General features: G+C 58.5%; 6 protein-coding genes and 1 pseudogene. 1 reads left to right on the top strand and 6 read right to left on the bottom strand.

What is annotated here, in order from left to right; all coding sequences use genetic code 11:
• Positions 1-493: 493 nt before the first annotated feature.
• From AC1D10_RS35145 to AC1D10_RS35160, 4 genes are all read right to left on the bottom strand, one after another.
• Positions 494-1,273: a 3-hydroxybutyrate dehydrogenase gene (locus tag AC1D10_RS35145; protein WP_477279859.1), complete on the bottom strand. Its 780-nt coding sequence runs from the start codon at positions 1,271-1,273 to the stop codon at positions 494-496.
• 44 nt (positions 1,274-1,317) lie between these two features.
• A complete protein-coding gene (locus AC1D10_RS35150) occupies positions 1,318-2,505 on the bottom strand; it encodes a glycine C-acetyltransferase (protein WP_477279861.1) in 1,188 nt (395 codons plus the stop codon).
• 74 nt (positions 2,506-2,579) lie between these two features.
• Positions 2,580-3,539, bottom strand: a complete 960-nt coding sequence (locus AC1D10_RS35155; protein WP_477279863.1) for an aminotransferase class IV — start codon at positions 3,537-3,539, stop codon at positions 2,580-2,582.
• A gap of 301 nt (positions 3,540-3,840) precedes the next feature.
• Positions 3,841-4,320: an Lrp/AsnC ligand binding domain-containing protein gene (locus AC1D10_RS35160; protein ID WP_473459506.1), complete on the bottom strand. Its 480-nt coding sequence runs from the start codon at positions 4,318-4,320 to the stop codon at positions 3,841-3,843.
• Between the two features lie 253 nt (positions 4,321-4,573).
• On the opposite strand from AC1D10_RS35160, the pseudogene AC1D10_RS35165 reads away from it, so the two are divergent.
• A pseudogene (locus tag AC1D10_RS35165) lies at positions 4,574-5,694 on the top strand (amidohydrolase).
• Between the two features lie 236 nt (positions 5,695-5,930).
• Here AC1D10_RS35165 and AC1D10_RS35170 read toward each other — a convergent pair.
• Together AC1D10_RS35170 and AC1D10_RS35175 are read right to left on the bottom strand one after the other, a co-directional pair.
• Positions 5,931-6,707 (bottom strand): SDR family oxidoreductase, encoded by a 777-nt coding sequence (locus tag AC1D10_RS35170; RefSeq protein ID WP_477279866.1) that lies wholly within the window; start codon positions 6,705-6,707, stop codon positions 5,931-5,933.
• Between the two features lie 95 nt (positions 6,708-6,802).
• Positions 6,803-7,204 (bottom strand): ATP-binding cassette domain-containing protein (locus AC1D10_RS35175; RefSeq protein ID WP_477279868.1); only part of this gene is annotated, 402 nt, incomplete at its 5' end.

A 7,204-nucleotide genomic window follows, 5' to 3' on the forward strand; every position in this document is an offset into this window, starting at 1 on the left:
AATAGCGACCTTTGCCGCTCTATGGATTGGTTGGCGTCACTGTGATGCTCTCCTGACACTTCGTTTGAGAATGGCTTTGTCGGCCTCAGCATTGTCAGACCCTCCATTTCCCCTGCAGACGACATTTTTATAAGATCGTCGCCATGCTATTTCGATCATTGCCTTCAGGGTGGTGCAATATTATCCGCAAACTCCACGCGTATCTGAAACAGATAGACCACGATTCATAAGCGCGACATGTCAGCGAACGGGAGCTTCGCCTGGTGCCGCGTGCGAGGAAAGTATCCTCTTGTCAGGGGTTGGCGCGAATCCCTGCATCCAGCCCAAATCTGTTGGATCGGACTCCTTCCCCGCTCGCACGTCTTCCGGATCTGGATTTTCGGCTGAACGGGCCATCAAGGTGATACCTCTCCACTAAGCTTCCGGATGAAAATCTAGGCGCGACACTAGCTGTTGAAAGAGCATCGCCGCGAAGTTCTTCGGCGAGATTGCCTCACTGCGCGGTCCAACCGCCGTCTATCGATATGCAGGTTCCTGTGATCGACCGTGCAATGTCGCCTACGAGATACAGGGCGAGTGACGACACCTCATCGATTTCCACGAACCTTCTCGTCGGCTGCGTTGCAAGCAGAGCAAGCTTGGCCTCTTCCTCGCTGACACCGCGGGTTTTGGCCTGATCCGGGATCTGCTTTGCCACGAGCGGAGTCCAGACATAGCCGGGACAGATCGCATTTACGGTGATGCCGTGAGCAGCCAGTTCGAGTGCGGTCGTCTTCGTCAGTCCCGCAACCCCATGCTTAGAGGCGACGTAGGCCGACTTGAAGGGTGATGCCACGAGCGCGTGGGCGGATGCGATATTTATGATCCGGCCGAAGCCTCTCGCCTTCATGCCCGAAACTACTGCCTGGGTCGTATGGAACGCCGAAGACAGGTTTACCGCGACTATGGCGTTCCATTTTTCGACCGGGAACTCGCCGATCGGGGCCACGAATTGGATGCCTGCGTTGTTTATTAGGATGTCGGTCGGCCCTAGAGCGGCCTCTGCCTCCTGCACCATCCTGGCGATGTCTGCTGGCTTGCTCATGTCGGCCGTGGAATACCGGACCTCTACGGAAAACCGACGCGCAATATCCGACCGTACTTCTTCAATCTCTGCCGCGTCGCCGAAGCCATTCAGGGTCACGTTCACGCCAGAGGCGGCGAGAGCCTGGGTCACTCCGAGACCGATACCGCTCGTCGATCCGGTTATGATTGCAGTTCTTCTGTTCGTCATAGAGCGATCGACCCGAAAGTTGGACGTTGGATGGGACGGTCCGGCTAGCCCAGCAGACCCAGCTCACTCCCGACCTCGGTGAAGGCCTGGACGCAGCGATCAATGTCGGCGTCGGAGTGCGCGGCGGACATCTGCGTCCTGATCCGCGCCTGGCCCTTTGGCACGACTGGGAACGAAAAGCCGATGACGTAAATGCCCCGCGCCAGCATCCTCTCGGCCATTGCCTGAGCGAGCGACGCGTCGCCGAGCATCACCGGAATGATAGGATGGTCGGCTCCGGCGAGCGTGAAGCCCGCCTTGGTCATCTTGGACCGGAAGCGGTTCGCATTTGCGTAGAGCTTTTCACGCAAGGCGTTGCCGTCGTCGATCAGGTCGAACGCCTTCAGCGAGGCGGCCGCGATTGCAGGCATCAGCGTGTTTGAGAACAGATAGGGTCTCGAGCGCTGGCGCAGCCAGTCGACTACTTCACGCTTGCCTGAGGTATAACCACCCGACGCGCCGCCGAGGGCTTTGCCGAGGGTCCCGGTGATGATGTCAACCCTGCCCTCGACGCCGCAATGCTCGGCGGAGCCGCGGCCGTTCCTGCCGACGAAGCCTACGGCGTGGCTGTCGTCGACCATGACCATGGCGTCGTATTTTTCCGCCAGATCGCAGACACCTTGCAGATTGGCGATGATGCCGTCCATCGAGAAAACGCCGTCGGTGGCGATCAGCCGGAAGCGGCAGTCCTTCGCCTCCTTCAGCCGTGCCTCGAGATCGGCCATGTAGTTGTTGGCGTAGCGAAAGCGCTTGGCCTTGGAGAGCCGCACACCATCGATAATCGAAGCGTGGTTGAGCGCATCCGAGATGATGGCGTCCTCCTCGCCGAGCAGCGTCTCGAACAGGCCGCCATTGGCGTCGAAGCAGGAGCCGTAGAGGATAGTGTCATCCATGCCGAGGAAGGACGAGATCGTGGCTTCGAGTTGCTTGTGCTCCTCTTGCGTGCCGCAGATGAAGCGCACCGAAGCCATGCCGTAGCCATAGCGATCGAGCGCATGCTTGGCGGCGTCGCGCAGACCCTCATTGTCGGCAAGGCCGAGATAGTTGTTGGCGCAGAAATTCAGCACCTTCTCGCCGCCGACTTCGATCTCCGCCGACTGCATCGAGGAGATGACCCGCTCGGATTTGTAAAGCCCAGCTTGTTTAAGCCCCTGAAGTTCGCCCGAGATATGGGAAATAAAAGCACTGGTCATTGCAGGGCGGCCGTTCAATTGAAAGCGCCTCAGCCGGTTAATCGAACCGAGGCGCCAGGGGTTCCTTTGCGAGTCTAGGGATATGTGATTTCCGTCGACCAGGCCGGATCTGAATGCTTCTTCCAATAAAGATCCATCAAGCGCCTCGTAACTGGTCCGACCGACCCGTCCGAGATGGGCGTGCCGTCTACTTTCGTCACGGGCATGATGCCGCCAGCGGTCGAGGTGATGAATACCTCGTCTGCTCCGGACAGATCGGACCGGGAAACGTCTTCGGCGACCGCTTTGAGATTGGTTTCCGCGGCAAGATCGAAGACGCTACGGCGTGTGATACCCGGCAAGACACCGAATGCCGGCGTACGCAGCCCACCGTCCTTGACGACGAACACGTTGAAGCCTGGGCCTTCGGCAATATTTCCATTCTCATCAAGGACAAGGGCAGTCTCTCCGCCCGCGTCGTAGGCATCGAAAAGACCCTTCACGAGATCGAGCCAATGATAGTTTTTCACCTCCGGATCGACGGACTTCGGCGAGATGCGGACGCTCTCGCTGACAGATACATGCAGTCCTCGTTCGAGTTGCTCTTTGTTCGCGACTGAGCCGAATGGGACGGCGAAGGCGATGAAGCGGTTCTCAGATTGCCGAGGATCGCGACTGAACGTCGGAGATCCACCACGGGTGCAGATCATCTCGACATAAGCAGACTTGTGGCCGGAAAGTGCCACGCAGTTGTGCAGAATGTCCGTCACCTGCTCTCGGGAGTAAGGTATCTTCATGCGCAGACGCTGCATGCCACCCCAAAACCTGTCGAGATGAAGGTCGAGGCGGAAGAAGCGCCCTTCCCAGACGTGCACGGTGTCGTATGTGGCGTCCGAATGGAGAAAGCCCCAGTCCAGCACCGATATCTTGGCTTCGGACATCGGCAAGTACTGACCGTCCATATATGCCACGCCGTGAGGATAACTGCGTGGATCTGTATGCTCGGTGTCAACTGCCGGCAAGTCTGCCGCTGGCTTGATGTTGGCGATTGTCATGATTGTCCTTCCTTCGAACCCCTGCTGATCGAGCATCCCTTGCCCGCCCACTACAAGCGCGCAGCAAAGACACCTCGCGCCACCGCGGATGTTTCGTCGATTGGCGGCTTTGGCCGGTAGAGCCGGCAGCCGTCGACTGCGGCGTACGGGTTGAGGACAGAGCCACCCCAGCCCGGCACGCCGCCGACCACACATTTGATCGCAGGAATTGGTGGGGAGAAATGAGCAATCTGCCGAAGCAGACGCAATGCTCACCTCAAAAAGCGTGCCGGCATGTAGGAAAAGCTGCGGAAGTCACGCTTCAGACTAGGACTCGTGGTTCGAACTTCACTCGGTCCAGAGTGATCATGCTGCGAAACTTCCGAACGTTCGGGTTCGTGTAGAGCTTGGTTTTCACGAACACGTCGAACGCCTCCACGTCCTCGACGGCGACTATCAACACGAAGTCCGCGTCTCCCGTCACCATGTAGCACTGGGTGACCTCTTTGGCCGCGCGCATGGCGCGCTTAAAATCGTCGACGAGGTCCAGCCGTTCCCTGTCCAATTCGACGGTCAGTACCACGGTTAGGGACTTCCCCAACGCCTTCGGGTCAACAAGTGAGATGTCGGCGATGATCACGCCGTCCGCGCGGAGCTTGTTAACGCGCCGCATGCAAGAGGCTGCGGAAGAGCCAACGAGGTCGGCTAGCTCCGCGAAAGAGAGCCGGTTGTTCTTCTGGAGGGCGGCCACGAGGCGCCGATCGAGATCATCAAGCATCGGAAAGTATGCTCCCTTGCTCATGAGCGATAGCTACTCCCCGGGCCGGTGACAAGTGTTGGACCGTAAGAGAATAACCGTCCTGCCTGCTGATACATGCCATTGATCCTCAGTTTGAGATCGAAACGTTTCACATCTCCAGTGATTTTGCGGGATGTGCGTCATCTCGTACGTGCACTCTCGCGTTCGACAGAGTGAGGCGCCGAAGCATCCAGGGGAGTCAAAGTGGATCTCATCGAAGTTAACGGCACCTTCGGCCACCGAGGGGCGTCGCCATCTGCATGAGTTCCCCGAACTGGGGTTCGCTGGTAACGAGACGGCGCGCTATGTCCGCGAGAAGCTCACTTCCTTCGGCATCACTGAAATGAGTTCGGCATTGCCGAGACTGGGATCGTTGCACTTATCAGAGGGCGACATGGCGCCGGGCCGGTGATCGGTCTGCGCGCCGACATGGACGCGCTACCAATAGCTGAGTCCACCGGACGGCCATGGAGTTCGCGGACCCCGGGTCAGATGCACGCTTGCGGACACGATGGCCATACTGCGATGCTTCTTGGAGCAGCGAAGCGGCTAGCCGAACCCGGATTTCAGACGCACCGTTGCCCTGATCTTCCAGCCTGCAGCAGGAGGTTGAGCTCCCGTCTGGTGGACTGAAGATCGTGGAGAATGGGTTTCTCGACCGATACTCTTTCGGAAAGGTTTTCGCTCTCCACAACTGGCCCGGGCTCCCCGTGGGCAGTCTGGGATTGAGGGGGGTGCCATGCTCGCCTCGCAGGACGACTTCGATGTTTCGATAACGGGTCGCGGAGGCCATGCGGCATCGCCCCACACCACCGTCGATCCCGTCGTGATCGCGGCCCAGGTGATCATCGGCCTTCAGTCCTTGGTTTCACGTACGGTCGATCCGACTGAGTCTTTTGTAGTCTCGGTGACCAAGATGAAGGGGTCGGAGGGCTACAACGTCATCCCTGACAGGGCCGAACTGTCTGGCACAGTCAGGGTACTGTCACCGTCTCTACGCGACTTGGCGGAGAGATCCATCGAACGCATCGCTCGAGGCATCTCCGCAGCGCATGGAGCGGAACTCGACTTCAGGTACCGAGGTCCGTTCCGGTCACGTTCAACGAAGCATCGGCTGCGCGGTCCGTCTTGGCTGCGGCAGGCCGTGCCGGGTACCCGGTCGACGAGCAGATTAAACCCGTGATGGGAGCGGAGGATTTCGCTTACATGCTGGAAGCACTCCCAGGCGCGTTGGCACTCCTCGGGAACGGCGATACCGCTGCCCTGCACCATCCCTCGTACGACTTCAACGACGAGGCGATCCCGTACGGGATTCAGTATTGGATCAGTTTGGTCCGGTCAGCGCTTGGCATCGTAGATCTTCAAGCCAACAGCTAGGTCCGGGGCTCAGCTCTAGGAAGATACTTCAGCAGGCTAACAGGCCTCTCCCTGCCAGGAGGGCCTCGCTCCGGGTTGGCACCGTCGCCGCGCGCCGAGAGGAGGCATCACACGGTGAATGATCCCGCCGCACGCGCTTACTCGAGAGCTGTCGCTCTCGAAATGCCATGTGTCGACCTGCAAGATCAGGAAGGCCGGTGTGCACCTCACTCTCAACGCTTGACTTTTATTCCTTGTCAAAACTCCGTTGACACGGTCTGGCCGTCAACTGCGATCGTCTGACCAGAGACAATTCTCCCGATCGGGCTACAGAGATAGGCGATCATTCCGGCGATTTCTTTTGTGTCAACTAATCGCTTCATGGAAGCACCGTTGCGAACTGTCCGTCTGATCTCTTCAACAGGCAGCCCCTTCGCCTCGGCAAGCATGACGCTGACCCTTTCGAGTCTGGGAGTATCGACGTTCCCGGGACAGATCGCATTGACGTTGATGTTGAACTCTCCGAGTTCTTTCGCCAAAACATCGGACAGGCCGATCACACCATACTTAGCCGAACAGTAGGCTGCTCTCATCGCAAATGGATACAACCCGGCCATCGACGAGATATTGATGATTGATCCCCCGCCAGCGGACTTAAGACGCGGGATTGCGGATCGCGCACAGTAGAACGAGCCGTTGAGATTCACGCTTAGAGTGGATGCCCATTCGTCATCCTGTAGATTCTCGACCAGTTTAGAAGGTCCGGAGATTCCAGCATTATTAACGAGCACATCCAAACCGCCCAAAAGCCGATCCACCTCCTCGAATAGTTTGGCGACGGCGGCAGAAGAGGTTACATCTGCCTCGACCGCGGACACACCTAACGTGTCTCGAGCTTCTTGTAGCGCATTTGGGTCTATGTCGCACACTACCACTCTTGCGCCCTCAACGACGAATTGCGAGGCGATCGCTCTACCAATCCCGGCGGCGCCTGCCGTCACCAATACGCGCTTGTTGGCCAATCCCAAGTCCATGTTCTTCTCCAGTTTCGGTCTCATCACTTGATTGCAGGCGATTTGTTGAACCAATTAAAATGCAATGTTATCGGAATAGTCACTGACCCGGAGAGTCAGTTTCCGGCTGAATGAATCCGTCTGCTTGAAGCCGCCTTCTCCAGCCAGCCGATCTCCATTTCCGGGACCGAGGACAACAAAAGGTCCGTATAGGCGTCGAAGGGCGGCGCCAGCACCTTGCTCTTCGGCCCATAGCGCACCACTTCGCTGCGATACATCACCGCGATCGAATCGGCGATCGACTTCACCGTGGCGAGGTCATGGGTGATGAACAGGTAGGCGACGCTCTCCTCCTTCTGCAGCTCGAGCAGCAGCTTCAGGATGCCATTGGCGACCAGCGGGTCGAGCGCCGAGGTCACCTCGTCGCAGATGATCAGCTTCGGCTTGGCGGCGAGCGAACGGGCGATGCAGACGCGCTGTTTCTGGCCGCCGGAAAGCTCGGCCGGGTAGCGGTCGGA

The sequence above is a fragment of the Mesorhizobium sp. P2_A8 genome (genome assembly GCF_056404935.1).

What these genes read in the sequence shown, in the direction of transcription:
- AC1D10_RS35170 (WP_477279866.1), bottom strand. Translation starts at nt 6,707, where the DNA reads ATGGACTTGGGATTGGCCAACAAGCGCGTATTGGTGACGGCAGGCGCC.
- AC1D10_RS35145 (WP_477279859.1), bottom strand. Translation starts at nt 1,273, where the DNA reads ATGACGAACAGAAGAACTGCAATCATAACCGGATCGACGAGCGGTATC.
- AC1D10_RS35150 (WP_477279861.1), bottom strand. Translation starts at nt 2,505, where the DNA reads ATGACCAGTGCTTTTATTTCCCATATCTCGGGCGAACTTCAGGGGCTT.
- AC1D10_RS35160 (WP_473459506.1), bottom strand. Translation starts at nt 4,320, where the DNA reads ATGAGCAAGGGAGCATACTTTCCGATGCTTGATGATCTCGATCGGCGC.
- AC1D10_RS35155 (WP_477279863.1), bottom strand. Translation starts at nt 3,539, where the DNA reads ATGACAATCGCCAACATCAAGCCAGCGGCAGACTTGCCGGCAGTTGAC.